This is a genomic window from Mesorhizobium norvegicum (assembly GCF_004919685.1).
GTDB classification, from domain to species: Bacteria; Pseudomonadota; Alphaproteobacteria; order Rhizobiales; family Rhizobiaceae; genus Mesorhizobium; species Mesorhizobium norvegicum.
Window position 1 is genome coordinate 32117 of sequence record NZ_SMYZ01000081.1, and the last position, 25080, is coordinate 57196.

General features: G+C 60.3%; 22 protein-coding genes and 2 pseudogenes. 6 read left to right on the forward strand and 18 right to left on the reverse strand.

Annotated features, from left to right (window positions below; all coding sequences use genetic code 11):
- Positions 1 to 6: 6 nt before the first annotated feature.
- Both FCU66_RS30245 and FCU66_RS30250 read right to left on the reverse strand, forming a co-directional pair.
- Positions 7 to 800 (reverse strand): annotated as a pseudogene (locus FCU66_RS30245) (YggS family pyridoxal phosphate-dependent enzyme).
- 15 nt (positions 801 to 815) lie between these two features.
- Positions 816 to 1118, reverse strand: a complete 303-nt coding sequence (locus tag FCU66_RS30250) for a LysE family transporter (protein WP_136617724.1) — start codon at positions 1116 to 1118, stop codon at positions 816 to 818.
- Positions 1119 to 1206: 88 nt separating this feature from the next.
- On the opposite strand from FCU66_RS30250, the gene FCU66_RS30255 reads away from it, so the two are divergent.
- Together FCU66_RS30255 and FCU66_RS42690 are read left to right on the forward strand one after the other, a co-directional pair.
- Positions 1207 to 1386: a glutaredoxin domain-containing protein gene (locus FCU66_RS30255; RefSeq protein ID WP_136617751.1), complete on the forward strand. Its 180-nt coding sequence runs from the start codon at positions 1207 to 1209 to the stop codon at positions 1384 to 1386.
- A gap of 169 nt (positions 1387 to 1555) precedes the next feature.
- Positions 1556 to 1888 (forward strand): LysE family transporter, encoded by a 333-nt coding sequence (locus tag FCU66_RS42690; RefSeq protein WP_246094101.1) that lies wholly within the window; start codon positions 1556 to 1558, stop codon positions 1886 to 1888.
- On the opposite strand, the gene FCU66_RS30265 is transcribed toward FCU66_RS42690, so the two are convergent.
- Complete coding sequence (locus tag FCU66_RS30265; RefSeq protein WP_136617723.1) at positions 1774 to 2397, reverse strand: peroxiredoxin; 624 nt, start codon at positions 2395 to 2397, stop codon at positions 1774 to 1776. The two genes, FCU66_RS42690 and FCU66_RS30265, sit on opposite strands and share 115 nt — an antisense overlap.
- A 271-nt stretch (positions 2398 to 2668) precedes the next feature.
- Between FCU66_RS30265 and FCU66_RS30270 the strand changes: the two genes are divergently transcribed.
- On the forward strand, positions 2669 to 2914 hold the full coding sequence (locus FCU66_RS30270) for a hypothetical protein (protein ID WP_136617722.1): 246 nt from the start codon (positions 2669 to 2671) through the stop codon (positions 2912 to 2914).
- A gap of 186 nt (positions 2915 to 3100) precedes the next feature.
- On the opposite strand, the gene FCU66_RS30275 is transcribed toward FCU66_RS30270, so the two are convergent.
- Complete coding sequence (locus FCU66_RS30275) at positions 3101 to 3361, reverse strand: transcriptional regulator (RefSeq protein WP_006333988.1); 261 nt, start codon at positions 3359 to 3361, stop codon at positions 3101 to 3103.
- A gap of 793 nt (positions 3362 to 4154) precedes the next feature.
- Here FCU66_RS30275 and FCU66_RS30280 point away from each other — a divergent pair.
- Positions 4155 to 5240 carry a cytochrome-c peroxidase gene (locus FCU66_RS30280; protein WP_136617721.1) on the forward strand — a complete coding sequence of 362 codons (1086 nt, stop codon included), beginning with the start codon at positions 4155 to 4157 and terminating at the stop codon, positions 5238 to 5240.
- A gap of 356 nt (positions 5241 to 5596) precedes the next feature.
- Here the strand turns inward: FCU66_RS30280 and FCU66_RS41585 are convergent, their stop codons facing one another.
- Entirely contained in the window at positions 5597 to 5767 is a 171-nt protein-coding gene (locus FCU66_RS41585) for a hypothetical protein (protein ID WP_181956575.1), read from the reverse strand.
- Positions 5768 to 5855: 88 nt separating this feature from the next.
- Between FCU66_RS41585 and FCU66_RS30290 the strand changes: the two genes are divergently transcribed.
- The gene (locus FCU66_RS30290) at positions 5856 to 6533 is read left to right on the forward strand and encodes a transposase (protein ID WP_136617719.1); all 678 of its coding nucleotides are present in this window, start codon (positions 5856 to 5858) and stop codon (positions 6531 to 6533) included.
- 309 nt (positions 6534 to 6842) lie between these two features.
- Here FCU66_RS30290 and FCU66_RS30295 read toward each other — a convergent pair whose 3' ends face one another.
- On the reverse strand, positions 6843 to 8336 hold the full coding sequence (locus FCU66_RS30295) for an NAD-dependent succinate-semialdehyde dehydrogenase (RefSeq protein ID WP_010913527.1): 1494 nt from the start codon (positions 8334 to 8336) through the stop codon (positions 6843 to 6845).
- Between the two features lie 1202 nt (positions 8337 to 9538).
- On the opposite strand from FCU66_RS30295, the pseudogene FCU66_RS30315 reads away from it, so the two are divergent.
- Positions 9539 to 9682: pseudogene (locus FCU66_RS30315) on the forward strand (acyltransferase); the annotation flags it as partial.
- Positions 9683 to 10622: 940 nt separating this feature from the next.
- Here FCU66_RS30315 and panD read toward each other — a convergent pair.
- The 12 genes from panD to FCU66_RS30385 all read right to left on the reverse strand — a co-directional run bounded on the left by panD (position 10623) and on the right by FCU66_RS30385 (position 25038).
- On the reverse strand, positions 10623 to 11075 hold the full coding sequence (gene panD / locus FCU66_RS30325; protein ID WP_006333949.1) for an aspartate 1-decarboxylase: 453 nt from the start codon (positions 11073 to 11075) through the stop codon (positions 10623 to 10625).
- 58 nt (positions 11076 to 11133) lie between these two features.
- Complete coding sequence (locus FCU66_RS30330; RefSeq protein WP_136617717.1) at positions 11134 to 12117, reverse strand: beta-ketoacyl-ACP synthase III; 984 nt, start codon at positions 12115 to 12117, stop codon at positions 11134 to 11136.
- Positions 12114 to 13379: an adenosylmethionine--8-amino-7-oxononanoate transaminase gene (locus tag FCU66_RS30335; RefSeq protein WP_136617716.1), complete on the reverse strand. Its 1266-nt coding sequence runs from the start codon at positions 13377 to 13379 to the stop codon at positions 12114 to 12116. Before FCU66_RS30335 ends, FCU66_RS30330 begins: the two co-directional genes overlap by 4 nt.
- Positions 13379 to 14014: a dethiobiotin synthase gene (gene bioD / locus FCU66_RS30340; protein WP_136617715.1), complete on the reverse strand. Its 636-nt coding sequence runs from the start codon at positions 14012 to 14014 to the stop codon at positions 13379 to 13381. The genes FCU66_RS30335 and bioD overlap by 1 nt, the downstream gene beginning before the upstream one ends.
- Positions 14015 to 14025: 11 nt before the next feature.
- On the reverse strand, positions 14026 to 15165 hold the full coding sequence (locus tag FCU66_RS30345) for an 8-amino-7-oxononanoate synthase (RefSeq protein WP_136617714.1): 1140 nt from the start codon (positions 15163 to 15165) through the stop codon (positions 14026 to 14028).
- Positions 15162 to 16157: a biotin synthase BioB gene (gene bioB / locus FCU66_RS30350; protein WP_136617713.1), complete on the reverse strand. Its 996-nt coding sequence runs from the start codon at positions 16155 to 16157 to the stop codon at positions 15162 to 15164. The genes FCU66_RS30345 and bioB overlap by 4 nt, the downstream gene beginning before the upstream one ends.
- Positions 16158 to 16660: 503 nt before the next feature.
- Positions 16661 to 17542 carry a carboxylating nicotinate-nucleotide diphosphorylase gene (nadC, locus tag FCU66_RS30355; protein ID WP_136617712.1) on the reverse strand — a complete coding sequence of 294 codons (882 nt, stop codon included), beginning with the start codon at positions 17540 to 17542 and terminating at the stop codon, positions 16661 to 16663.
- 1 nt (position 17543) lies between these two features.
- On the reverse strand, positions 17544 to 19085 hold the full coding sequence (locus FCU66_RS30360; protein WP_136617711.1) for an L-aspartate oxidase: 1542 nt from the start codon (positions 19083 to 19085) through the stop codon (positions 17544 to 17546).
- Positions 19082 to 20056, reverse strand: a complete 975-nt coding sequence (nadA, locus tag FCU66_RS30365; RefSeq protein ID WP_136617710.1) for a quinolinate synthase NadA — start codon at positions 20054 to 20056, stop codon at positions 19082 to 19084. The genes FCU66_RS30360 and nadA overlap by 4 nt, the downstream gene beginning before the upstream one ends.
- Positions 20057 to 20120: 64 nt before the next feature.
- On the reverse strand, positions 20121 to 21080 hold the full coding sequence (locus tag FCU66_RS30370; protein WP_136617709.1) for an NUDIX hydrolase: 960 nt from the start codon (positions 21078 to 21080) through the stop codon (positions 20121 to 20123).
- A gap of 556 nt (positions 21081 to 21636) precedes the next feature.
- Positions 21637 to 23352 (reverse strand): nif-specific transcriptional activator NifA, encoded by a 1716-nt coding sequence (nifA, locus tag FCU66_RS30380; RefSeq protein ID WP_246094102.1) that lies wholly within the window; start codon positions 23350 to 23352, stop codon positions 21637 to 21639.
- Positions 23353 to 24006: 654 nt separating this feature from the next.
- Entirely contained in the window at positions 24007 to 25038 is a 1032-nt protein-coding gene (locus FCU66_RS30385) for a LacI family DNA-binding transcriptional regulator (protein ID WP_136617707.1), read from the reverse strand.
- Between the last annotated feature and the right edge of the window lie 42 nt (positions 25039 to 25080).

Consider the following 25080-nt stretch of genomic DNA (forward strand, 5'->3'; position numbering starts at 1 on the left):
GAAAAATCATGGTTCAATTCCTCGATCGGTGGGGGCGAAACCCGGCCAGTAGTGGCCGTCAGGCGTCGGCCGCTTGCCGAAGATGGCCTGACCGACGCGCACGACAGTGGCGCCTTCCTCGATGGCTTCCTCGAAGTCTCCGGTCATACCCATGGAGAGCCCGGTGAGCGCGGCGTTGTGCTTCACGGCTTTGTCCCGCAGCCGGCGCAGCAGAATGAAGCAAGGCCGCACCTTGGCCATGTCGGAGGAAAACAGCGCAAGTGTCATCAACCCGCATGGCCGGAGACGGGGAAGCTGATCGAGGGTCTCCACGAAGGGCAGCAGTGCGTTCGGATGGAGGCCGAACTTGCTGTCCTCGCCAGACGTGTTGACCTGCACATAGACGTCGATGAAGCGATCTTCGCGCTCCAGCCTCGTGTTCAGAAGGTCGGCGAGCCGCAGGCTGTCGAGTGCATGAAACTCACGCGCGAAGCGGGTCAGATATTTGGCCTTGTTGGTCTGGAGATGTCCGACGATGCTCCAGTCGATGGCGAGATCGTGAAGCGCCTCGCACTTTGTCATTGCCTCCTGGATCTTGTTCTCGCCGAAGGTGCTGATGCCGACGTCGAAGGCATATCGCAGGATATGGGCCGGCACGTGATCGGCAGCAACCGCACGGAGGCACGGTCGCGGCCGGCCCGTGCGCAAGCAAGCGTGATGCGCTCTTCAACCGACGCCAGATTGGTGAGGAAGCTGGTAAGGGGATCAGGCCCGAAGCGTTCGACGTCCTCGGGCGAAAGCGGCGGATTGTTCGTGCCCATTGTGATCTGCCCCCTTCACCGCCCGGTGGCCAGATAGCCGCCGGCTTCCGTGATTGCGCGTTGAACCAAGGTGAGACCGGCGCCTGCGAAAAACAGCGCCAGTCCACCGTCAATCCAACGTTGCGCGTTGGCGTAGAGCCTCGACATGACCGGAAAGGAGAAAACGATCGCGTATCCGCTGAATATGATGACAGACAACACTGCATATCCGAGCAGGATGACGAAGGGCCTATAGGCTGGAGCCCCCGGCTGAAGCCCGAGAGAGATTGTAGCGACCCAGGCCATGACGGCTTTGGGGTTTGCCACATGGATCAGCACGCAAAGGTCGGGCGTGCTGATCTACACCACCCCGGACTGTCCCCCACTGCCGCGAAGGCGCTCCTGACCGAAAAAGCGCGTTGCGTTCATCGAGCTTGACGTTGAGCGCGATCCGGAAGCGGCGAACGTCATGGTCGCCCGCAGCGGCGGCCGCCGGACGGTCCCGCAGATTTTCATTGGCTCAACCCATGTGGGCGGGGGCGACGAACTGCAAGAACTCGAACGGGCCGGTCGCCTGGACGAACCTCTCGCCGCACGGACGAATTAATAGGGCAGGCAATCGTTGCTCTGGCCCTCGCATATCGCGCTCCTCACGCGAACACCAGGATATCGATCGTGGACGTATCGCCTCTCCATTCCCTGCTCATGGCCTATGCAGCTTACATCCTGGGCGCCTTGAGCCCAGGCCCAGTAATATGGCGATCATGAGCACAGCGATGAGCCGCGGCCGTACGGCAGCGTTCGCACTTGCCGCCGGGGTGATCACCATCTCCTGGACCTGGGCGACACTCGCATCGACAGGGCTGGCCGCATTGCTTCTGACCTATCCTCAAACGCTGTACGCCATCCAGATCGTCGTCGGCGGTTCCTATCTCGCGGTGATTGCATTGCGGGCGGCCCTCCAGGGGAAGGACCTGGCGAAGCTGGCCGAAACTCAACCCTCCCGCGCGGAGTTTAGGATGTTCAATCGTCGGGGCGCCGGAGCGGTGTTTTCTTGCAGCCAAGCGACGACTTCGGCCGCCGACCTGTTCGGCGGGAACACCGGATAGAAGACGTGTTCAATCACCCCGTCCTTGATGACGAGGGTCAGCCGCTTGATCAGCCGCATGCCTTCCACGGTCATGGTTGGCAGGCGCAGCGCGTCAGTCAGCTTGAACTCGGCATCGCTCACGATCGGGAAGGCCAGGCCGAGCCGATCGGACAGCTCTTTCTGATATTCTGGGGTTTGCGTGCTCAATCCGTAGATCGTGACGCCGAAGGCGGCGAACACATCCTTTTCGGCCTGAAACGACAGGGTTTGCGGCGTGCATCCGCGCGCACCGGGAATGTCGTTCCAACCCGGCGGCAATTCGACCCCGGGAACCCCGGTCATCGGATAGGCATAGACGACGACGCGACCCCACAAGGCGGACAAGTCCACCAGTTCGCCGAAGGTCGTGCGGAGCGTCACGCTTGGCATTTGCATGCCGGCCAGATCATCGGCCTCGCCATCGTCCACCGGGGGTGGCAGGTTGTCGGGAAGGGAAAACGGATTGGCGGGGTGCTCGGGATTGGTCATGGGTTGGGTCTCCATTGCGATTACTTTCCCATGCGCTCAAAGTGTAGCCACATTGAAAGACTGAGCACTCCTGCTGACTTTGTCGTTTGGCGTTCTCCGCAGATGCTACAGGTTTCGACCAATTTATGTTTGCTTACCATTCCCAGCGGTTTGGGGTTGCTAAGAGTCTATGAATTTCTCTGAAGGATCTGTTGCAACGCCTGCACGCGGGTTGGCGGGGTGCTGATCAGGCAGCGAGACTGGCGAACTGCTTGGGCCAGGAGGGTTCGGATTGAAAGCGTATCTCGCTTGTCGTTTGCTCAAACCAGAGGATGCAGGGCTGCTGCCGCTCATTCGCCATTTGGTCGACGAGCAGTCCATCTATGGCTATCGCCGCATCACCGCGCCAGCGCTCAGAATTCGCTCCCCGAGGGAAGTTCATTCGGGCACAAACCCGGCCGCGGATCCGCTCAATCTCATCGTCTCTTCTCTGCAGCAAGGCTACCGGCGGCGAGAATGCGCTGACGCCAGAAGATGATTTGGGAATCATCCGTCCCGGCCGTCAGATGATCGTGACATTCTTCTGCTATTTGGACTTCCGCAGAGCGAATCGATTCCGTAGAAATAAGAATTCTGCCACCGCCCCGCCGCCGTATGGGTATTGATATACCCTTTGGATTTTGATCCGACCTGGCAGGCGGCGGGTAATCTTCAGAGGCCGACGTCAGGCAGCGTTCGGGATACCCGAGATTTCATCGAAGATACTCTCAGCCAAGCCAAGCGCCCGAGCGATCCGATCGCGATAGCCCTTGTCGAAACAATGGCCAGATTCGATCAGCCCGACCTCCTCGACTGTCAGACCGCTGGTCACGGCAATGTCCTCGGTCGAATAGCCAAGATGTTCCCGATATGCCTGAATTACGGGTTTTCCGTTTGAGATTGCGGTAAGCACTGCCTCGGGCAGCGCGAAAGGCGTTGCGGTCATTTTGCCTCCAAATGCAGAGAACGGCCATTCGATAACTCGAAACAAGCGGCGGCCGATGTTGAAATAGGGATGCCGAAACAGCCCGAGCCGGCGGCATCCAAAATGCGATCACTCTCGAACGTGTGAGAGGCGCTACGCTAATATGGCGGCCGCCGCCGTTTAGATCAAGAACCTTGGCTCGCTTTACGAGGATTGCTCCAGTGGCCACAATTCGACGACACAGTGCGCAGCGCCGTCATCACGCTCACATCGATGATTGCGCGGCCGCTTTAACGCGCCGTCGGCTTACGGCGCGATCGAGGAGCCGCGCGATCTGGCGGTCGGGCACTAGGCGCACCAGCTCGCGGACCAGCGTCAAAGTATCTGCGGGGCTGCCTAGCTATGCTGGCCGGCGGCGTTCATCTTGAGCTTCAATACCTTGTGGTCCCCTGCCGCCCATGCGGGAGGCCGGGTGCCCATCGGACAAGACGCTGAGGGACCAAACATCTCTCTGTTTCAGCCCGACTGTTGGCTGTCAGATCCGCGACACCGGAGTAGGGCTGCGCTTTGCTGCGAATTCGTTCAACCTATTGAATGATGACCAGAAAATCCCCCGGAGGTTCCTTCTGCTTAGTTGGCACGACTTTTGATGCTTCTCGAGAGGCGACAGGAGATACCGACTGGCGTTCATCGTGGGTGACATCGCGCGCAATGCAACGAAGGAAGACAATATGTCAGGTCCGCGTCAGATTCGATTTTATGCAAAGAGGATTGCCGCCTTTAGCGCAAGGCGTTCACGAACCGCATATCAACAATGGCTTCCGTGCAAAACGCAGGGAGATCACTTGTGAAAATCCTATTCACTACGGTGGCTGTCGCGTTGCCGGCCATCGCTTTTGCTGCGCAAACGATCCCCGTATACCTCAGAGAAACGGCACGGGCCACCTTCAAGGCTCTACCGTCCATCACGCCGACAGTCGCCAACAACCCGATCACACCGGAGAAGATAGCCCTGGGCAAGGCAATGTTCTTCGATCCACGCGTCTCGGCGTCAGGCGTCTTGTCGTGCAATTCGTGCCACAACTTGGCCACCGGGGGCGACGACAATCATGAAAGCTCGATCGGCCATGGTTGGCAGAAGGGACCGCGCAACGCGCCGACGGTACTGAACGCTGTCTTCAACATCGCGCAGTTCTGGGATGGTCGTGCTGAAGACCTGAAGGCTCAGGCCAAGGCACCGATCCAAGCCGCTGTCGAAATGGCCAACACACCAGGTCAACTCATCGCCACGCTCAAGTCGATGCCGCAATATGTCGAGTGGTTCAATTCAGCTTTCCCGGGCGAAGCCGATCGCGTCACCTTCGAAAACGTCGCCAGGGCAATCGAAGCCTTTGAGGCGACACTGGTCACACCGGCGCCCTTCGATGCCTTCCTCAACGGCGATGACGCCGCTATGACTTCCGAACAGAAACAGGGCCTGACGCTTTTCATGGACAAAGGCTGCTCGTCCTGCCACGGCGGTATCAACGTGGGTGGGGAGGGCTATTACCCATTCGGCCTCGTTGAAAAGCCCAGCACCGATGTCCTGCCGGAAAACGACAAAGGCCGATTTGCCGTCACCCATGAAGCCGACGATTCCTATGTTTTCCGCGTGGCGCCGTTGCGCAACGTAGCACTCACCGCGCCATACTTTCATTCGGGCAAGGTTTGGGATCTGAAACAGGCGGTCGCCATTATGGCGACCACCCAGCTCGGCCAAGAATTGACGGAAAAAGAAGTCGACCTGCTCGTTGCCTTCCTTAATTCGCTGACCGGAAAGGTACCGGAGATCGCCTATCCCGTCTTACCCGCCGAAACGCCGACAACGCCTCGACCTGTATTGCATATCCTCCCGCAATGATTGGCCGGAGCTGGCTAGGGAAGGTCGCAATCACGAATGATTGCGACCTTCACTGGGACGAGACGATCATGATTTCGAGGCCTATCCAACTGGAGAGCGAGGTGGACTTTCATCTCCGAATTCAATTGAAACGCTAAGTGAAAACCTGACCCGTCGACGCCCACATGCGTCACGACAGCATGACCGCCTTGCCGGCCACGTCGATCAGACGCTCCGACTAGCCCACTGTGTCGTGATATGTCGCTGCATGCACCCCCCGCCTTAGATTCGCTGCCAAGCTCGTAACCACCTGATCGAGCCATCGCGGACAATATTCCGCGCGACGTTAGCGTGCGCCCAGCAGAAACCGAATGCCTTCAGATCCACCCCTTCAAAACGTGCTCGATGGCGTTGCGATGCGCGAGCAGCTGTTCCAGCTCTGCAAACGCACCGATATGAAAATAAAGCTGCGACAAGCCAGCGACGTGGCTCAAGCATTTGTCAATGCACACCGCAAGTGCCGCTTGCTCTCGGGCTATCTCATCCATATAGCTCGGCGCAACAGAGGAAGCGCCAGTTGTTCAGTCTTCGTCAGCCGCGACCTCCTGTGCAATTCGTTCTAACAAGGAAGAAACTATGAGGCGGCAGACCCGACCGTTCACTGTGGAGGTCAAACAAAAGCGCAATTATCAAAAACGGGGCCATTCCATCTGGAGCGATGTCGATCTCTCCGCGGCTATAGCCGACACAACAAGGGAGCTCAAAGATATGGATCTGCCAAATCGTCGGCTGATTGACTCTAATGTCATACCCCTTGATGCTGAACACGCGCACAAACCGCGAGCGGAGTATCTCATGGCAAATCCCCTAGAAGCTGAATCAGTAGAAGCTGCAACCGAACACGCTCCCAAAGGAAGGACGCCTGAAACGAAGAAGAAAACCCCACCTTCGCGGAAGGCCAAGACTGAGCCTGGTCGCAAGAATGGCGCCAATACGGCGTCCCCGGCGGAAGCAACAGCAGCGGCCGTGCGGAGCGCCCGGAAGGTCTACTCCGGAAAAGAGCGCGCCCAAATGCTCGCTCAGGTCGAGACGTCGATCAGCGGCGGCACCACTCTCAAGAGCGCCGTAAAGCAGGCGGGTATATCGGAACAGACCTATTATCACTGGAAGAAGGCCGCGGCGCCTAGATCCGATGGCGACGATCTGAAGGACCTGGTCGCCCTCGAGAAAGAAAACAAGCGATTGAAGAGCCTGCTCGCGGAACGCCTGCGCACAGAGAACGCGGAACTGAAGAGGAAGCTAGGGCTGCAATAAGTTCAGAAGATGCCGCCATTCGACCAGACGGTAGAACTGTGATCGAAGGCTCGCCGGCTGTCGGATGGACGGAGATTTTGCGCACCAGCACCCTGATCTGTCGCGGCCAGGCCGAGACAGGAAAAACCACTCCCGGCGGATTGAAGCGGTACATGGCAAGCACGTGTCAATCAGGGATCGGTGAATGCGGCCGAAGGCAAGGATGACAGCATCAAGGTTTTACGCTGGGCCTTGATCGAAGGCCACCATTCCATCGATGGCCGCGGCGGATTGTCAGGGCGAAGTCAATGGGACGCGGATGCTGTGGGATTATAGCCCACCCATGCACAGGTACTTCATTTCGAGATAATCCTCGAGGCCGTGGCGCGACCCCTCACGACCGATCCCTGATTGCTTCATTCCGCCAAAGGGTGCGGCCTCGGATGACATGCGTCCCGTATTGATGCCGACCATTCCGTATTCGAGGGCTTCAGCCACGCGCCACACGCGCTTTAGATTGGAAGCGTAGAAGTAGGCTGCAAGACCGTAAATCGTGTCATTCGCCTCGCGCACCACCTGGTCGGGATCGTTGAAGCGGATTATGGGAGCCAGCGGTCCGAAGGTTTCTTCCTGAGCGACCCGCATTGTCCTTTCGACGTCGGTGATCACCGTGGGCTCGAAGAAGGTTCCCGATTCGCCGATACGGTTGCCACCGCAACGGATCTTCCCACCCTGCCGCACAGCATCGCGAATATGATCTTCAATCTTTGCAAGCGCGCACTTATCGATCAGGGGACCGATCGCAACTTCTGGCTCGAAACCGTCACCGACGCGCAATGCACTGACGCGCTTGGTGAATTTGTCGCAGAATTCATTATACACGCTGGACTGTACGTAAAGCCGATTGGCTGAAACGCAGGTCTGGCCTGCATTCCGAAACTTTGCCTGTAGCGCACCATCGACGGCAGCGTCGACGTCTGCATCATCAAAAACAATGAAAGGAGCGTTACCACCAAGTTCGAAGCTGGTTCTTTTGATCTGATCCGAACACTCCCTCATGAGCAGCCGCCCGACCTCGGTCGACCCAGTGAAGCTGATCTTGCGGACCTTCGGGTTCGAGCAAAGTTCACGCCCAACCGCATCGCCTTCCGATGCGTAGATCAAGTTTAGAACGCCATCGGGAAAACCTGCCATCCGGGCAAGCGTGAACATAGCACCCGCGACAAGCGGTGTTTGCTCCGCGGGTTTCAGAACAATCGCGCAGCCGGCGGCAAGCGCAGGCGAAATCTTGCGAGCCACCATCGAGGCGGGAAAATTCCAAGGAGTAATGGCGCCGACAACACCGATCGGCTGTTTGATTACCAGCATACGCCTGTCGTTAGAAGGCGGCGAAATCGTCTCGCCATAGATGCGATTGGCCTCCTCGGCATACCATTGGAGGTAGGCTGCGGCATGGGCGATTTCAGACTTCGCCTCTGCAAGCGGCTTACCCATTTCAGCCGTCAAAATGGCTGCAAGATCCTCGCTGTGGTCGAGGATCAGTTGGTGCCATTCCCATAAGATGTCGGAGCGCTCGCGCGCGGTGAGCGCCGCCCAATGTTCCTGCGCAGCTTCAGCCTTATCGATCGCCTTGGAAACGTCCCGGACATCCATATCTGGAAGCTCAGCCAACAGCTCGCCTGTTGAGGGATTGAACACCGAAAAACGCCTCGTGGATTGCTCCGCCTTCCGACCAGGCACACCGGCCAGATCGTCAAATAGCTCGGGATTTTTGAGACGTCTCGTCAGCGACTGTGTCACGGTCAAACCGTCGTCCCCCTTCATGGTTAAGTTACTAGCTTCGCAACGTACTAATAAGCACACCTTGTGCCAGATGATCGGACGAGATCGTTCCGGCCCTCCGTCATTGCAAGCGCAGCTTCCCGACTGATTAGCCCATAGCAATGACAGCCTCAATCACGAGTCGCGCTAAGGCTTTCGCTCCATAACAGGCAAGCGCGGATAGAGCTCGTGAAGAGCTGGCATAGGCGGAGTCGATCATCGAAATCGCCGACGTTGGCAACAGCACTGCGGTATCATTCTTTGAGCGGCTTCCACGGCCGCTCATATCAGGCATATCGAAAACCGACCGCCATGGTCGAACGTGCCATCGATGTAGTGGCTTGAGCGCTGCTAAGTCTTGATAGTCGCGCACAAAGCCATGTTTGTTCAGTTCGCCACCCGAAAGCTGATTAGCTACCGACAGACAAGAGGGTGGGCGATCACGATTTTCCGGACGATGCAGCCCTGAAAGAGTCGAGCCAATCGATGGTGTTCGGAGGCTCGACCCACAGGATGAATCCACCCTGCGGATCGGTAACCATTGTGCCTTCCGCGATCTGCCAGCGCGCTTCGTCGCACCGTAGAGAGCGAGGTGAGGGGCTGAGCATTTGGTAGCGCCGAGACGTGCCGAGCTTTTGCGTGGAGTGGCCATGCGGGATGTCTCCTTTAGCATCATCTCCCGCACCAGAGGCTTGCCCGTTCATAGGACTGTATTTCTATCCACAGGGTGGATGCATCTCATCGAAACAAACGATTTTATCAATCTTCCGGAATCTCGCGTTTGACGTCAGCACCTCACACGCCCTGATCGCCCGCTCCCTTATCGTGTGACGACTGCGAAAAAGAGCCCGAAAGGAGAAGACTTTTCCATGAGCTCAGACGTGCGATGGAAGTTGCCCCGGGAAAATGAGTTGCGGTTGGATGCCAACGCCTCAGACCAACCGGAACTCATCCGGTCTCTATAATCCGATTGCTGTTGGTGAGTGGCACAAGCCTGGCTAGGGGTGATTTTCGCGACGTGACTGGCAGAGGTATGGCGCCCGCGCCCGCGTCAAAAGGCATTGCTATAGAAAGGAACAGAATGGCTGATCAACTCGCAACGGAAATCATTGCCACGATCAAGAACCGCGTCGAATCGGAGAGCGGCGAGAGTGTGTCCACCATCGGCGAAATAACGACTGCCACGGAACTGACCTCGCTCGAGTGTCCGGTCCACTCTCGCAGATGTGTATCTCGACCTGCCGCCCACGCGCGTCGAGGATGTGCTCGTCGTGGTTGTGCCGATTGGACGCTCGATGAGCGAGTGGCCATCCGGCACCCTGATCGTTCGGAACGGTCCGGAGCTATGAAACATCTTGAAGTGCCGGGTGATCGCGCTGAGGCACCAGAGCGGCAGATTTTTTGCAGAGGTACTCGGACTGAATACGCGTTCCCATTCACGTTAGCTGTGGATAACAAGGCTGAATTAACATGCAAAATCTGCGCATCTAAATCGATTTGAGCACTCACGGACGTTGCGGCCCAGAATCGCCGTCACCCTGAAATCGACAAGTCATCGGCTATCCCAAAATCGGGGCTTGACGTTACGTAAGGTCCTATGTTTTCCGATGTGCGGGAACGACTTCCAGTCTCAGCCCAAGGGCGACGAAAATGAGGGGCAGCAATGGTGGCTGGCGAACCTAATGACGTGCGGGTCAAGCGTTGTAGTGGGGGGTGGGTTGTTCATATTGTCGAGGACGGCAAACTGACAGTTCTTCGGTTCAAGACACAGTTTCCCGCCGAAAATTACGCCGATGGCCAACGAGCCAGGCTCGGTCTTGCTGCCAAGCCACCGATCGACGAACCTGATATGTAACCGGATCAGGCGTCGGATGGCTGGCGAGCCTTGGCGCCGGCGGGAAACCTTTGCCGAAGGCCCACCTCAATGCTGCTTGCGGCCGTTCGGCTAGCCATATTCGCGATGATGGTTGGCACCGCTGCCGATGCGGAAGACTGTGGCCTGCTTGATCGACACGGCGGCAAAGATCATGAAAAGCCAGGTCGTCAAGGACCCAGCCGCGGCGCTTGAGAAAGCAGAAAGAATTTGCAAGCCGCCACCGCAAGTAACCTGAGACAAGGGTCAGACATGCAAACCGCTGTTCGCGGATCAGCAGCTGCGAGACATTGCGCCATCCCACGAAGGCCCACGGTGCCCAAGGCGCAGTAGGCATCGGCCTTTTTCAGCAACTTCGTCGAGTCTTAGACCAGACGCTCTTCAGTGCCGAGGCTCGCACATCTGCGGAGCGCGGCTCACGCCCCGGAGACCAAGGCTGGAATTGCCAAAGCTTCATTCGCCTCATCAAGGATCGAGAAACTGTAACGGCCGTCTGTGTCAAGATCGACGGAGTAGCTTAGGCGGTCGAGTATGTAGTTATCCTGGTCGAACGTGACGATGCGCGGCTTCAGCGAGGTGATATGCGCTTCGTCCAGGTAGATGGAGTTGCAGACGATAATTGGGTCGTCGGGCTGACAGGTGCGAGCCGCCGCTCCGTTGAGGATGCAGCACCGTGAACCGCGCTCGCCGAGGATGACATAGGTCGAAATCCGCGCACCGGAATTCTTGTTCCATATCTCCACGAATTCCATCGGCAGGATCCCGGCTGCCTCGCAGTGGTCGGGGTCGAGCGTTATCGAACCATGGTAGTTGAGGTTCGCTTCGGTGACGTGGATGCCGTGCAGCTTGCCGGCGACTAGTTTTCGCATTGGTCGTTGTCCCTGTATTCATCGTTCAAGGTCAGTCTTGGCAGTTCGGTTCGCGCGGCTAAATTCCAACGACGAGCGCACCGCCGCTAAGACCCGCACCCGCGGCCGCCAGAAGAACCTTCTCCCCCGGCCGGAACGGCGCCGCCCGATGGGCGAGCGACAGCGAGAGCGGGATCGTCGCGGCGGAAGAGTTGCCATACCCGGCGATCGTCTTGACGATCGCTTCATCGGCGATGCCGAGGTTTCGCCCGACCGCATCGAAAATGCGGGCATTGGCCTGGTGCGGTATGAACCGGTCGATGTCTTGCGGCTGCATCCGGGCCGCCGCGAGCGCGTCCTGCGAGCAGGCAGTCATCATCTCAACGGCCTTGGCGAACACTTCACGGCCGTCGGTGATCGTCATGCGGGTCTGCTCGAGGTCGAGGCCGCCATGGAACGGATTGTTGCTTCCACCGGCAGGAATCTGGATCAGTCCGTAGCGCGAGCCGTCCGAATCCACCGAAGCGCCGAGAATGCCTCGATCGGCATCATCGCAAGGACCGATCACCACCGCGCCGGCGGCATCGGCAAACAGCACGGCGCTGGCGCGCTCGGCGGGATTGATGCGGCGGCTGAGGATGTTGGCGGCAATGACAAGGCTCACCTTGCCATGCAGCCGGGTGAATCCGTCAGCGAACATCAGCGCATAGATGAAGCCGGCGCAGGCGCCGGTGAGATCGATAGCGCCGGCCCGGCCGAGCCCCAGCCGATGTGCGACCAGCGGCGCACTTGGTGGCAGAAGGTGGTCGGGGGTCGAGGTGGCGAGCAACAGAAGACCGATGTCGCTCGGGTCGATGCCGGCATTCGCCAGCGCCATGTCGCCGGCTTGCGCGGCAAGGCCCGACAGCGTGTCTTCGTCGGTTGCCCAGAAGCGCGAGCGAATGCCGGTGCGCCGCTCGATCCAGCCGGGTTCAAGCCCGAGACGGTCTTCAATTTCCGGGTTCTCGACCTTGCGCGACGGCGCATGATGACCAAACCCGAGGACGCGCGACGATCGGCTCATGGCTTTGTGCCGAAGCGTTCGCCGGCCTCCTCGATGGCGTCATGGAGCCCGTCCAACTCCTCGCCGGTGATGCAATAGGGCGGCAGAAGATAGAGGACATTGCCAAGCGGGCGCACTAGCAGGCCGCGCTCGAGGAAAAAAGCGCGCAGCTTCGGACCAATCTCGGCCAGATAGCCGGCTGAGCCGGTGCGCAGATCGAGTGCCGCGATCGTGCCGGTGGCTCGGCAGGCGGTGAAATATGGATTGTCCCGGAAGCGTTGCAGCCCGGCGGCCTGCTTCGCTCTCAAGGTCGCGATCCGTTCGGCCACCGGCTCGTCGCGCCAGATCTCGACATTGGCAAGTGCTGCCGCGCAGGCAATCGGATTGGCGGTGTAGGAACTCGAGTGGAAGAACGTCTTCGTGCGGTCCTCGGAATAATGGGCCTGGAAGATGGCATCGGTGGCAAGTGTGGCGGCCAGCGGGATGGCACCGCCGGTCAAGCCCTTCGAGGTGCACAGGATATCAGGAGATATGGACGCCTGCTCGCAGGCGAACATGGTCCCGGTGCGCCCCCAGCCGGTCATCACCTCGTCGACGATCAGCAGCGTGCCGGAGGTTTCTGCGATCTTCTTCAATTCGGTGAGAACCGAGGCCGGATACATCAGCATGCCGCCAGCGCCAAGCACCAGCGGCTCGACGATCAGCGCGGCGGCGTGCCGGTCGCGGGAGACGGCCTCGAACCGATCCAGCGTCTCCTGCTCTCGCCCGGCGGCCGGGAAGGGGATGGTGTCGACCTCGAACAGCATAGGCTCGTAGGCGGCGTTGAACACGCCGCGGGCGCCGACGCTCATCGTGCCGATGGTGTCGCCATGATAGCTGTGCTCCATGACGACGACGCGCGAGCGCGGCGCGCCGATGTTGCGGAAATAGCCGAGCGCCATCTTCAGCGCGACCTCGACGGAGGTCGAGCCGCTGTCGGAATAGAACACCCAGTCGAGTCCGGTGGGAGCGAGGCCGACAAGTGCGCTCGCCAGGCGTTCGGCCGGCTCGTGCGTAAAGCCAGCAAAGATGATCTGGTCGAGGCTCGTCGCGGTCGTCTCGATGGCCTTGATGATGCGGGGATGGCGGTGGCCGTGGGTGACGACCCACCAGGAGGAAATCGCATCCAGGATGCGCGTGCCGTCGGCCTTGTGGAGGTAGGCGCCTTCCGTCCGGACGATTTCAGGGACCGCCGGCTCGAGCGCGTGCTGGGTGAACGGATGCCAGACTTGAGACTGCGACATCATTCGCCTCCTGCGATCGCTGCGAGGTCGAAGCCGGCAACCATCGCTTCCCTCAGCGTCTCACTCGTCAGCGGATCGAGCAGCGGCAGCCTGCCTAGCTGGCGTATGCCGCTGAATTCCACGATTGTCCTTTGCGTATCGGCCACTTCATCGCCGATGAAGGCGATGCCGACGAGCGGGATCGAGCGAGCCCGCAGGGCCTCGATCGACAACAAGGTGTGATTGATGGTGCCTAGCTTGGTGCGGGCGCACAGGATGACCGGCACCCGCCACTGAGCGAATATGTCGATGAACTTGGTGCGCCGGTTGAGCGGCACCATCAGTCCCCCGGCACCTTCGATAACGATCGGACCCGGCAAGTCCGGAAGCGAGAGCCTTGCCACGTCTATCGCGACGCCATCGAGTTCGGCCGAACGATGCGGCGACAGCGGCTCCTTCAGGCGATACACTTCCGGCAGCACGCGCCCCGGCGGAAGGCCGGCAAGCCGCGCAACAACCTCGCTGTCGGTCTCGCCGTCGAGGCCCGACTGCACCGGCTTCCAGTAGAAGCCGTCGAGGAAGCCGGCCAATCCCGCCGAAAACACCGTCTTGCCGATTCCGGTATCCGTTCCGGTGATGACGATGCGCTTGGTCATGTCGCCTCCGATCATGTTTGGGCCAACACCTCAACGAGCGCCTCGACCATCGCTGAAATGTCGGCTTCGTCGACGTTGAGCGTCAGCGAAATGCGCAGGCGCGACGTGCCCTCGGGTACGGTCGGCGGGCGGATGCCGCGTATGTCGAAGCCGCGCGCTCGCAACGCCGCCGCCACCGCCATGGTGCGCCTGTTGTCGCCGATGACAAAGGGCTGGATCTGCGAGCCGCTGGGCTTCACGCCGCAGCGCTCGGCCAGTTGGCGGCCCGCGAAGGCAACGCGCTCCTGCAACTGGACACGGCGCTGGGGCTCATCGGACAGCATGGCAATCGCTTCGCGCACTGCCACCGCCATCAGCGGCGACGGCGCCGTGGCGTAGATGAATGGCCGGCAGCGGTTGACGAGATAGTCGCACAGCGTTCGCGGTGCCGTCACCAGCGCGCCCGACGCGCCGAGCGCCTTGCCGCATGTGTGTAGCGCGACGATGTTGTCGCGGCCCTCGAACGCGGTGGCAAGGCCGCGGCCGTCCGGCCCCCAGACGCCGGTGGCATGCGCCTCGTCGACGACGATGAATGCCTCGTGCCGATCGGCAAGCGCGACGAGGCTCTCCATCGGCGCGTGGTCGCCATCCATGCTGTAGAGGCTTTCGACCACGATCCAGACGCGCCCGGTGCCGCCTTCGGCGCGCCAGCGCGTGATCGCATCCTCGAAAGCATCGGCGTCGTTGTGCGCTACCAGCTTGAACTCGGCTCGTCCTGCCCGCGCCCCCTCGTGCATGCTGGCATGGGCGAGTTCGTCGAGGATCAATAGGTCGCCCTTCTGCGGCAGCGTCGTCAGCAGAGCGAAGTTGGCGATATAGCCGCTGCCGAAGAACAGCGCGCGTTCGGCGCCGAAGAACGCCGCGGCGTCTGCCTCCAGGGCCTCGTGCTCCGGTGAGTTGCCCCTTAACAACCGCGATCCGGTCGCGCCGACCGGCGTCCCCCGCGCAATCGCCGACGCCACCGCTTCGCCAAGTCTTTTGGAGGCGGCAAGCCCGAGATAGTCGTTCGACGAGAAGTCGAGCCCGGCGCGCGGTGCAAGTGTGCGCAGCCGGTCCTTGCGCGCCAGTCCGCGCAAGGACGCGTCATACCGGGCAAGAAGTGCCTCGTTCATTGCGTGCCGATTTCCATTGGCTCGATGCCGAGACGCTGGAACAGCAGAGTATCCTTGTCTTCGCCGGGATTGTCCGCCGTCAGCAGTGTGTCGCCGACGAAGATCGAGTTGGCGCCGGCAAAAAAGCACAGCGCCTGCATTTCATCGGTCATGGCGGTGCGGCCGGCGGAGAGTCGAACATGCGATTTCGGCATCATGATGCGCGCCAGCGCGATGACGCGCACGAATTCGATCGGCTCGATGGGTTCAGCCTCGGCAAGCGGGGTGCCCTCGATCGGGATGAGCATGTTGATCGGCACGCTTTCCGGGTGCTCCGGCAGATTGGCCAGCGTCACCAGCATGTCGATCCGGTCCACCGGTTCTTCGCCCATGCCGACGATGCCGCCGCAGCAGACCTTGATGCCGCTGTCGCGGACATTGGCCAGCGTGTCCAGCCGGTCGGCAAATGTCCGGGTCGAGATGATCTCTGAGTAATAGCGCTCGGAGGTGTCGATGTTGTGGTTGTAGTAGTCGAGACCGGCCTGTTTCAGACGAGCGGCCTGCTCAAGATCGAGCATGCCGAGCGTCATGCAGGTCTCCATGCCGAGTGCCTTGACACCCTCGACCATCGCCACCACCGCGTCCATGTCGCGCGCCTTCGGGTTTCGCCAGGCCGCGCCCATGCAATAGCGGGTGGCGCCGGCATCGCGTGCCTTGGTCGCCTCGGCGATGACGCGCCGGACCTCCATCAGCTTTGACGCTTTCAACCCGCTTTCGTGATGTGCCGATTGGCTGCAATAGCCGCAATCCTCCGGGCATCCGCCGGTCTTGATACTGAGAAGCCGGCTCAGCTGGACCTTGTTGGGATCGAAATTCTGCCGGTGAACGGTCTGCGCCTGAAACAAAAGGTCGTTGAATGGCGCGTCGTGGAGCGCTTGGGCTTCCGCTCGCGTCCAAGGGGGAAGCGCCCAACCGATTGGATCCGAGGTCAGGTCTGGGCTGAGTTCGTTCATAAGGTCTTGTTCTCCATAATCTTCCGTCCTTGACCTGGAGCGTTGCAGTGGATGCTGAAGACAAGGCGCATGCCAGCGGGAAGTCTTCTATCGAAACGCGACTGGTGGCGCTCTTGGGCGGACTCTCCAACTGCTGCCCGCAGGCTCAACTCACGTCATCCGTGGGGATTACGGTTTCCGTTATTCTACTCTGAGCACAGGAATGCTCCTTTCTGATCGCGTCGCAGGATTCGGTGAAGGCGACGTCCAGGAGATAACTCAGAAGTTCCAGCCCGTGAGAGGCCGCCAACTGGCGCATCTCGTCGAGTCGGCAGATGATGACGCCAAGGACTGCGACGCGGCTTTCTGTGCCTTGCTGGTCCGTCCCTCCCGCCTCCGTTGTTGAAGCGTGTCGCCTGGCGCCGAGAAGGCTTGCGTCGGCTGTTGGTGGAACCGGGGACGTGCTGACACAGGTTAGCCTGCGACCAAAGGAGTTCCTGCGATCCCGGTTCATGTCCTCTCCATCAGTTCAGATGCCTGTTGCAATTTCGGTCGGCCGGCATGTCGAGACCAATGTCGAGAATGGGCGCGCTGTGGGTAAGCCAGCCGACCGATATGAGGTCGACGCCGGTCGCCGCAATTGCCGCGGCACTCGCCCGCGTCACCCGGCCTGAAGCCTCGGTGATCGCACGGCCCCCGACCATAGCCACAGCCTGCGCAAGGTCCTCGACCGACATGTTGTCGAGGAGCACGGCGTCGACGCCCGCTGTAAGCGCGATCTCCAACTGGTCCAGCCTGTCCACCTCGACCTCGATCTTGACCATGTGACCTATGGCGCTGCGCGCCCGCTCGATTGCAGTGCGAATGTCGCCGGCAATGGCGATGTGGTTGTCCTTGATGAGCACGGCGTCGTCGAGCGCGAACCGGTGATTGGCACCGCCGCCCGCTCGTACCGCATATTTTTCCAGGACGCGCAGGCCCGGCGTCGTCTTTCGCGTGCACACGATTTTTGCGTGATGGCCCCTCACCGCGTTTACGAGCGTAGCCGTTGCCGTCGCGATGCCGCTGAGTTTGCATAAGAAATTGAGCGCCGTCCGCTCCGCCGTCAGCAGGCTGCGCGCCGGCCCGTTTACGATCGCGATGGTCTGGCCGGCCGAAACCTTGCCGCCCTCAGGACAACGCAGCTGGATGCTGATCCCGGGATCGACCAGCAGGAAGGCAAACATGACCAAGTCGAGCCCGGCAACAACGCCTCCCTGCCGGGCATTCAACGCCAGCGTCGCTTTGCAATCGGCGGGAATGATCGCATCGCTCGTGATGTCGCCGGCTCTGCCCAGGTCTTCAAGCAGGGCAGAACGCACGATGGGCTCCATGATGATCTGGGGAAGTGGTGCAAGTGAAGTCATGTCAACGGCTCCGTTCGGATGCTTGCCATCTGAGCGTGACGGCATTCTCAAAAGCTGTGCAGAGCGTCAATCGTGAGGGGAGGGCGGCGGCATCGCGCCCGGGGAAATCGGATCGAAAGTGGGAGCCGCGGCTCTCCTCGCGCCGAAGGGCGGCGATCGCCATCAACAATGCCACCAGGGCCGGATCGGCCGCGGCCGTCTCGCAAACAGAGATCGGCAGCAGTGTCGCGACCGTGTCGCACAATGATTTCCCATTCCGAACAATGCCAAGCGCATTGGACACAATCGTGCGAATAGGTGAAGGGTCGGGCCGGATGGGAACAGTTGCCGGAAGCCTAGGCCACTGCCAACCCGCAGAGGTAGCCGCGACGCTTTCAGCCACCCAGGCGGCGGTTGCAACCGCTTCGGTCAGCGAGTTGCTGGCAAGGCGGTTGGCGCCATGAAGTCCTGTGCATGCGACTTCGCCACAGGCCCACAGGCCGCTAACGGAAGTTCGCCCCTCGGCGTCAACGGCCACGCCGCCCATGTGATAGTGAGCAGCGGGCCGCACGGGAATGGGTTCCACCGCCGGATCGATGCCGGCATGCTTGCAAATAGCGTCGATTGCCGGAAAGCGTCTTGCGAATTTCTGCCCGAGACAATGTCGGGCATCAAGATAGACGCCATGCCCGGCGGCGAGCTGATCGGAGATCGCCCGCGCAACCACATCGCGCGATGCGAGTTCTGCCCCGGGCGTGTCTGCCAGGAAGCGATGGCCGTTCTCATCGATCAGCACCGCGCCTTCGCCACGCACTGCTTCGCTGACAAGCGGCATTGGCCGGCGCGCAATGTCGAGGGCCGTCGGGTGGAATTGCACGAATTCGAGATCGGCTAGTTCCGCTCCAGCACAGGCTGCCAGCGCCAGGCCGTGCCCGAATGAGGAGAGCGGATTGGTTGTATCGCAAAACAGGCCGCCTATACCACCGGTCGCCAGCACCACGCGACGTGTGGGCAATGCGAACACGGCGCCATGCAGGACAGTCAGCAAGCCAACAATGCTGCCCTCTGCGACAACCAAGCGAAGCGCTGTCATGCCTTCCATGATCGTGATCGAACGGGTTCGCCGCGCCACGCCGAGTAGCGCCCGAAACAACTCGCGGCCAGTTGCGTCGCCGGCGGCGTGCACGATGCGGCGACGCGAATGCGCCGCTTCCAGGCCCAGCCGTAGCCTCCCGTCTAGCGACCGGTCGAAAGGAGCACCAAGACGAATAAGGTTCTCGACGGCTTGAGGTGCGGCCTCTACCACCCTCCTGGCCATTTGTTCGTCGCAAAGCCCATCGCCGGCAGCAAGCGTATCGGCGAGGTGCAAGTCGGGGCTGTCGTCCTCCCCCAGACTCGCTGCGAGCCCGCCCTGGGCTAGGATGCTCGAGGCTTCGGTTCCGAGCGAGGTCCTTGACAGAAGGACGACTGGTTGCGGCGCCAGGTGTAGCGCCGTCATGAGCCCGGCGATACCAGCGCCGATGATGACCGGCGCTCCGCCAATGTGATGGATGTCCGCCGTCATACAAAGAGCATGCGTTCCACAGCCCAGCGGGCCCGTTCAGCGACATGAGGATCGATCGTGACGACGTGGCGGTTCTCCTCGAGCGCGGTCCGGATGTTGGCGAGCGTGATGCGCTTCATATGCGGGCACAGATTGCATGGGCGCACGAAATCTACTTCCGGATGCTCGACCGCGACGTTGTCGCTCATGGAACATTCCGTCATCAGCACCACACGCGCAGGCCTATGCCGCGCGACATAGTCGGACATCGCCGCCGTCGAGCCGGCGAAGTCGGCTTCCGCGACCACTTCAGGCGGACATTCGGGATGGGCAAGTACGCTGATGCCGGGATGGGCCTCACGCAGCTCGCGGATGTCGGCCGCCGTGAAGCGTTCATGCACCTCGCAGCGCCCTTTCCAGGCGATGATCTCGACTTTGGTTTGCGCCGCGATGTTCTTTGCCAGATATTCGTCGGGCAGCATGATCACGCGCGGCACCCGGAGCGACTTCACCACTGCGAGCGCGTTGCCCGAGGTGCAGCAGATGTCTGACTCGGCTTTCACCGCGGCGGAGGTGTTGACGTAAGTGACGACCGGAACGGACGGATAGCGCTGCCGCATCAGGCGTACGTCTTCGGCGGTGATCGAGTCCGCCAGCGAGCAGCCGGCGTTGAGGTCCGGGATGAGCACTGTCTTGTCGGGATTGAGCAGCTTGGCTGTTTCTGCCATGAAATGCACGCCGGCGATCACGATCACATCGGCCTCGACTGTCATCGCCTTGCGGGCCAGCGCCAGGCTGTCGCCGACGATATCAGCCACGCAGTGAAAAATCTCCGGCGTCTGGTAGTTATGCGCCAGAATGACGGCATTGCGCTGTCGCTTTAGTTTCAGGATTGCGTCGATATCCTCGACGAAGAACGGCCACTCGATCGGTGGGATAACGCGCCGAACGCGGTCGTACAGTGAGGCGCTCGAAGGCAGGACGGCACTCATCGAGCCTCCAGTTATAGTCCACTTGATTATAAGATGTATATAATCGTTGTGACTATAAGGGGTGTCAAGCCCGTGCGAGCGGTAATTTTGTGCCGGCCACAGGCCTCTCGTCGAGAATAGTATGGTGGAAGCGGTAGAGCTGCGCCGGCCGGCCGCCGGTCTCGGCGGTCGTCGCCCCGGTCTTCTCAACCAGTTCCTGCTGCTCTATGAGCCGGCGAAAGTTCGGCTTGTTAATGAGCCTGCCGGAGAGCGCCTCCACAGTTCGCTGTAGCTGCAAAAGCGTGAAGAGCGGCGGCATCAGTTCGAACACAACAGGCCGGTATTTGATTTTGGAGCGCAGTCGCGCAATAGCCGTTGCCAGAATGCGGCGGTGATCGGCGATCATCGATCTGCCCGGCACCGAAGCGAGGATGGCCGAAACTCCGCCGCGCTTTGCTTCGTCCACCAGGGCGGCTTCGTAGAGCAGCTCGTAGCGCTGCAGCGCGAGCTCTTCGTTCCATGCCCGGCCGTCCAAGGCAAAGGCAACCGCCGCTCGCCGTCGGCGATCGAAGCGCGTCGCGCCGTCGTCCGCGCCGTCCGCCCATTCGATAAGGCGCGGCCGCAATTCTTCCAGCACTATCGGGGGCCTGCCGGAGCGATGATCCTCCCACGGGAAATAGTCGTACCAGCTGGCCCAACTGCGCCTGCCCGAGGTGCCCGCATCTTCTTCGCGGGTGAGTGCGAGATAGCTGATCGAGATCACGCGCTGGTTGGCGCCGACCCGATCGCGATCGGCAAAGGTGTAGAGCTGCTCGATATAACCGAGAGGCTGACCAGTCTGCAGTTCCACCCATGCCCTGAGCCCCGACTGGAGCGAACGATGAGCGAGCTCAAACGGGCCCGAGGGAAGAGCGGCGCCCTGTTCGATGGTCAGAAAACATGGTCCAGCGTCGTTCACGGCGACCACGACTGCGATCAGGTCGGCGTTGACATTGTTGGTCTTGCCTATGGTTCTGCCTTTCCCTGGTCCTTTGGGCTGATCCATGGTTCCTGAGCCACTTGGGTTAGACCTCCGCGCGAACTGTCTAAACCGATTTAGTTCTGTTCTTTATCATACCAATCGTCGCGTCAACACCATACGCTGTGGCGACTTTACCTCTTCGAACCTGCACAAAAATATGCCAAACGCGACACTCGCCGTGGGTGACGCTGGGTGAGGAGAGACGTCGATTGAGCGTCGGAGGTGTCGTCAAAGGCGATCACGCCGCCGGATGCGTGCGCGAAAGGCAGCACGGCGCTTATCTGCCTGACGACCTACACCACTCCGGTAAGGTTGGTTGACGGCGTACTGTTCTCCGTTTCAATGGCGAGACATCCGGCACGGGGCCGTCGGACCGACCATGACGGCGCTGCGTTTGCGCCAACTTGACTGGGATACCAAGCGCCGTGCGGTCGAGCGGGCCGTGGATTGCGGCCGGCGCCAACAGGAGGGCTGCAACGTCTCACCGACGGAGGTCCGAGCCGTACCAATCAACGCTGATTGTCCCAGCTATTCTCCTCGCGCGCTATCTCGCGGCCCTGCTTGAAGTCCGCGAGCCGGTTCAGAGATTCTTGATCTCGATACCGTATTTCCTCAGCGCGTAGCCAATCTGGCGCGGCGTCAGTCCAAGCAGGCGCGCTGCCTTTGCCTGTACCCAGCCGGATCTTTCCATGGCCGCGATGAGACGCTCGCGATCGGTCATCTTCGCGTCGCTTACGAGGCCTAGCCGAACAGGCGCTGGCAGTGCCTGCTCGCTGTCAACGGGCGGGCCCCCAAAGGCGGCCGAAGCAAAAGCACCAGACGATTGTATGGCCGGGTTCAGTGACGATGGTGCGATCGGCTCCGATTTCGGCGCAGTCTCCTTCGATGCGTGCTTCCATAGCATCGCGGAAAGGCATCGGCCGTGGCAGCAGTCAAAGTCGTTTCTGCCGATTGACGCTCCCGCTGCCAGGGTCGCTGTCCGCTGCACGCAATTTTCCAGCTCGCGGACATTTCCGGGAAAAGCACAGTTCATCAGCACTTCGGTCGCACTCGCATCAAAGACCATCGTACGGCCGTTCTCGCTGTTGAAATTCTTGAGAAACTCAGCGGCAAGGAGCGGAATATCACCGCGCCTTTCGCGCAATGGCGGCACCAGCAAGGGAACAACGCTGATGCGATAATAGAGGTCGGCGCGAAACTCGTTCCTTGCAACCGCGTCTTCCAGGTTCCTGTTCGTGGCGGCAATCACGCGAACGTCGACCTTAATCGTCTGGTTGCTGCCGACGCGCTCGAACTCCTGCTCCTGCAGCACGCGCAGCAGCTTTGCCTGGAACGAGGCCGAAATCTCACCGATCTCGTCCAGAAACAACGTTCCCTTGTCGGCGAGCTCAAAGCGCCCCTTGCGCGAGTTGAATGCACTGGTAAAGGCACCCTTTTCGTGACCGAACAGTTCGGATTCCAGGACTGTCTCAGGGAGCGCTGCGCAATTGAGCTTGATGAACGGCCGCTTGGCGCGTCCCGACATCTCGTGAACGGCCTTGGCGACCAGCTCCTTGCCGGTCCCCGATTCCCCGCGCAGCAAAACGGTGCTGTTGGACCTGGCTACTAACGCGACCTTCTCAAGCAGCCCGCGCAGCGCCGGGCTGTCGCCAATGATCCCCTTGACATGAGCCCTTTTGCCCTCATGCCCAGGCTGCTTGAGTTCGCCGAATTGCTTTTGCATCCGGATTTTTTCGGCCATCAGTCGCTCGCGGTCGGACGCGAACAGGCGATGCAGCTTCACTGTCTGTCCAACCAGATTAGCGATTGTGGTAAGGAGGCGCAGGTCGTAATCGAGGAGGGAGCCTGATTTGTTGTCCAGGATGCGGTCGATGGTCAGCGTGCCCACGACGTTCGCATCGACGCGAATGGGTACGCCGATGAACGACACTTTCATGTTGTCGGACGCCCCGAGCACCTCCTTGTCGGCGGCGTTGAAAGCCGGATCCAACGCTATGTTCTCGGCGACGAGCGCCATGCCCGTCGTTATGATCTGGTCGATCGCCGCCCGTGGCAGATGCTTGCGGTAGCGCTCATCGCTGCCTTCGCTCCAGCCGGCGCCGACGGTCATGTCCGGTATGCCGGCACCGTCGCAGAGCGAGATGATGCCGTGCCGCACCTGCACCAACGATGGCAGGAGGTCGACGACGTTGGCCAACGTGGCTTCCAGCCCAGAGGGAGCGGTGAGCGCTGTCGACGTTTCAAAGATGTCCGGCGCCCTCTCGTGCAACGGCACAATAGGGACCACGTTATTCATCTCGGACTTTGAATTAGGGTTTTTCATTTTTGGAAGCGATATGCAGCGTGACGAGATCTGCCTGGCACTTTGCTCGGAGTTGCGAGTATCTTGCATGTGATCATCCATCTCGCGCCATGAAATCGCTGCCCGAGGCAGGTGCGCCTATTGTCCAGCGCGTGGATGTCCTTGGCGAATCGCATTCGTCGGCGTCTTCGCTCAACAGGCCGCTGCACAATCGACGAGTTTGCTCGCCTCGCCCTTGCACGCGGGGATTCATTGAAACACGAAAAGGCGTTGATGAAGATAGTCGTGACGATTGATCCGTCAGCAAGACGGGCGTCTGCAGCCGGCTTTTCGCGCGCAATGAAATTGCCATTGAGATGATAGCTAATGTCGATGCCAGTCAGGCCCGGGCCGCGAGCAAGTGCGGCCCTGGCAAGATGGGGCGGCGTCATGCGGTCGATCGCAAAGCGGAGCGATGCTTGACGCATAGCTTTCCTCTCTCTTCATGAAGTGCGGGTCGTCGTTCTCGGCTGACTGGCTTCCGCCGCGCAGCAATCATTCGTTGTTAAACGAGACCGGAATGAGGCAGGTGAGTCAATCAAACTCCCGCTGTTTTTCTTTCATGAATGAAAGGAAATTAGGCTCTCATGATAGTATTTTATCAGTTTTTCAGATGTTTTCCGGCAGATAGATCTCAAACGGCAGAAAAGTCTGCCCAAGCGTCTCCGAAGTGCCGACCTTGATCGCCTGGGCCATCAGCGTCATCAGTTCCTGGCAAAGCAGGCGCTGGGGCGTGGCGACCGACATCGTGATCATGCCATCTGCGAGTGCAGCCCGTGACTCCGGCGTGATCTCGTTAACGATCGCGACGAGACCCCGGCTTTCGCCTTCTTCACGGAGCGCGGAGATCGCTCCCTCCATACCTCCGCCGGCCACATAGAAGCCGGTGAGTTCGGGTTCCCGTTGCATGAGATCCAGCGTGGCCTCGTAGGTGATCTGCCGTGCCTCAAGGTTCACGAGCGGATCGAGCAGCTCGAATGCCGGTGCATTCTCACGGAAATAGGAGCGAAAGCCGACCTCCCGCAGCTCCTGCCCCTGAAAACGGTGGCTGCCGACAAAAACCGCCACCTTGCCCGGCCGTCTTGCGACCTTTGAAAGCATCCAAGCTGTCGTCCGCCCGACCTTGCGGTTGTCGAGGCCGATATAACCCTCACGAACACCTTCGGCGAAATCGGAAAGCAGCGAGAAAACGGGGATGCCTTTTGCCTTGAGTTCTTGGACGGCTGCCGTGATCGCCGGATGATCCGGCGCGACCATGGCGATCGCGTGGCAGCGCGCTCCGAATTCCTTGAGCAATGGAATAAGGTCGCATGGCATGTGCGACGGCGCGAATTCGATGAGCGAAGTGCCATGGAAGCACTTCGCCGCGTTGACCGCCGCTTCGACCTCACGCGCGAAGCCCTGGTAGAAGTGGTGAGTCGGTTTTCTCAAGATGAAGCCAAGCCGATATTGCGGCAGGTCCGGCTGCAGGCGCTGCTTGATAAGACCTGCGGCGTGATATCCGATGGCCTGTGCCGCCGCTAAGACCCGCTGCGCAGTCTCCTTCCGCACCGGATGACGGGCATTCAGAACTCGGTCAACGGTGGCAATACTAACCCCGGCTTCCCGGGCGATATCAGCAATTATGGGTCGCTTCGCCATTGTTCGAGTCTGATTAAACGACATCAAGAAGAAATCCGGCAA

Excerpts from the sequence above, each read along its gene's own strand:
- FCU66_RS30370 (WP_136617709.1), bottom strand. The coding sequence starts at position 21,080 with ATGGATCAGCCCAAAGGACCAGGGAAAGGCAGAACCATAGGCAAGACC.
- FCU66_RS30265 (WP_136617723.1), bottom strand. The coding sequence starts at position 2,397 with ATGACCAATCCCGAGCACCCCGCCAATCCGTTTTCCCTTCCCGACAAC.
- panD (WP_006333949.1), bottom strand. The coding sequence starts at position 11,075 with ATGCGAAAACTAGTCGCCGGCAAGCTGCACGGCATCCACGTCACCGAA.
- nadC (WP_136617712.1), bottom strand. The coding sequence starts at position 17,542 with ATGACTTCACTTGCACCACTTCCCCAGATCATCATGGAGCCCATCGTG.
- FCU66_RS30290 (WP_136617719.1), top strand. The coding sequence starts at position 5,856 with ATGAGGCGGCAGACCCGACCGTTCACTGTGGAGGTCAAACAAAAGCGC.
- FCU66_RS30295 (WP_010913527.1), bottom strand. The coding sequence starts at position 8,336 with ATGAAGGGGGACGACGGTTTGACCGTGACACAGTCGCTGACGAGACGT.
- bioB (WP_136617713.1), bottom strand. The coding sequence starts at position 16,157 with ATGAACGAACTCAGCCCAGACCTGACCTCGGATCCAATCGGTTGGGCG.
- nadA (WP_136617710.1), bottom strand. The coding sequence starts at position 20,056 with ATGAGTGCCGTCCTGCCTTCGAGCGCCTCACTGTACGACCGCGTTCGG.
- FCU66_RS30385 (WP_136617707.1), bottom strand. The coding sequence starts at position 25,038 with ATGGCGAAGCGACCCATAATTGCTGATATCGCCCGGGAAGCCGGGGTT.
- FCU66_RS42690 (WP_246094101.1), top strand. The coding sequence starts at position 1,556 with ATGAGCCGCGGCCGTACGGCAGCGTTCGCACTTGCCGCCGGGGTGATC.
- FCU66_RS30360 (WP_136617711.1), bottom strand. The coding sequence starts at position 19,085 with ATGACGGCGGACATCCATCACATTGGCGGAGCGCCGGTCATCATCGGC.
- FCU66_RS41585 (WP_181956575.1), bottom strand. The coding sequence starts at position 5,767 with ATGGATGAGATAGCCCGAGAGCAAGCGGCACTTGCGGTGTGCATTGAC.
- nifA (WP_246094102.1), bottom strand. The coding sequence starts at position 23,352 with ATGAATAACGTGGTCCCTATTGTGCCGTTGCACGAGAGGGCGCCGGAC.
- FCU66_RS30275 (WP_006333988.1), bottom strand. The coding sequence starts at position 3,361 with ATGACCGCAACGCCTTTCGCGCTGCCCGAGGCAGTGCTTACCGCAATC.
- bioD (WP_136617715.1), bottom strand. The coding sequence starts at position 14,014 with ATGACCAAGCGCATCGTCATCACCGGAACGGATACCGGAATCGGCAAG.
- FCU66_RS30280 (WP_136617721.1), top strand. The coding sequence starts at position 4,155 with ATGGCTTCCGTGCAAAACGCAGGGAGATCACTTGTGAAAATCCTATTC.
- FCU66_RS30345 (WP_136617714.1), bottom strand. The coding sequence starts at position 15,165 with ATGAACGAGGCACTTCTTGCCCGGTATGACGCGTCCTTGCGCGGACTG.
- FCU66_RS30330 (WP_136617717.1), bottom strand. The coding sequence starts at position 12,117 with ATGAGCCGATCGTCGCGCGTCCTCGGGTTTGGTCATCATGCGCCGTCG.
- FCU66_RS30335 (WP_136617716.1), bottom strand. The coding sequence starts at position 13,379 with ATGTCGCAGTCTCAAGTCTGGCATCCGTTCACCCAGCACGCGCTCGAG.